This window comes from Mycobacterium sp. 1465703.0 (genome assembly GCF_001672975.1).
In the GTDB taxonomy this organism is placed as follows: Bacteria; Actinomycetota; Actinomycetes; order Mycobacteriales; family Mycobacteriaceae; genus Mycobacterium.
Window position 1 is genome coordinate 1 of the sequence record NZ_LZKU01000056.1, and the last position, 1448, is coordinate 1448.

The following is a 1448-nucleotide window of genomic DNA, read 5'->3' on the forward strand; positions in this document are numbered from 1 at the left end:
TATTGCCGAATGGTGCGGCGGTCACCTTGCGCAGGACCGCCACCACCGCGTTGAGGCTCTCGCTGTTGGGGCGCCGGACCGGGCGATATGGCCGGCGCTGCTGCGGTGTGGCCACCCGGGCGCCGCGAGGACGGACGTCGACGACGGCGCCGGAGGAGTCCTCGGCCGCCGGGGCGAAGCCCGCGGCCCGCAACGCGACGAGCACCTCGGCGATCGGCGCCGGCGACACCGCGACCGTCGGCGCCAGGGCGCGCAACTGCACCTCCTGGGTCGCCGGGGCGGCCACGGCCTGGGCCAGCAGCGCAGGGTCCTCGCAGCGCACGAACGACGCGGCCATGCCGATCCGCAGCTGCCCGTGCCGGCGCGCAACATCGTCGATGAGATAGCTAAGTCCTTGGGGCACCGGTGTTTTGGAATGATTGGAGAAGAAGGAATGCATCCAGTCGCGGGTCTTGCCGACATCGAGCGCATGCCGGATCGACTGCTCGCTGACGCGGTAGACCATCGCGGTACCGGCCGATTCGACGGTGGCCACGGTGGCCAGTTGCTCGGCCAGGTCGCGTTCCAGTGGTCCGGGCACGACCACTGTCAGGTCCGCCTGCACCAGGAAGTGGTCGACCGGCTTGGGCAGTGCCCGGTTCATCGCCTCGATCGCCGCCTGGGGATCGCCGTCCTCGTCCAGCAGCGCGCGGCCGGGCGTGCTGATCGCGCCGCGGCCCACCAGGCCCAGGGCGTTGCTTTCGGCGAGCAGATCGCCCACGGGCCCGGGCTGCAACCGCTTGGCCCAGCGTGGCCGTCGCCAGATCAGCGCCGCTGAGGCCGCCGCCGCGTTGACGCCGCCGCCGGGGGGGAGCTCGGACAGCATGCCGAGCAACAGCCGGCGATCCAGCGGTGCGGCCGTGGAGTACAGGCCGTCGGTGAGCGCGCCATAGGGCTTGGCGTCCGGGCCGCGACTGCCGATCAGGGCCGGCCGACCCGGAAGGTCGAGCCAGCTGCTGGCCAGCAGGTGCCAGCGCTCGGCGGCCGACATCGCGGCGTAACGGTCGGTGGCGATCGTCGGAGCCCAATACGGCGCCTCGCCGGTGACGGGTTCGGGGTCGGGCATGCCGCTGGCGATCAACCCGGCCGCTGCCGCGACTTCCAGGATCAAACCCAGCCGCGGCTCCTCAATGCCGGTCACCTTGCTCAGCCGCTTGACCTCACGAATGCCCAGCCCGCCGCTGCGCAGCTCGGAAACCGGTGCGACGGAGAGCGTTTCAAGCAGGACGTCGATCTCGCGGAGCAAGTCGATGACCGCTCCGCCGGCCGTCGCGTCGGCGTCGTCGGGTGTGGTGGTCGACACCACCGGGTCGGGTGCGGTCAGCTGCATGGGGCCGGGCTGCTCGCCGCGCAGCACCTGCCCGACGTGGCGGGGCAGGATCACCGTCTCGGCGTCGATGCGGCGCAGC

At 72.0% G+C, this 1448-nt stretch carries 1 protein-coding gene; it reads right to left on the reverse strand.

The annotated features are described in order from the left end of the window. Window positions 1–1448, reverse strand: a 1448-nt coding sequence (locus A5625_RS05320; protein ID WP_197515971.1) for a helicase-associated domain-containing protein, incomplete at both ends; no start/stop codon positions are given.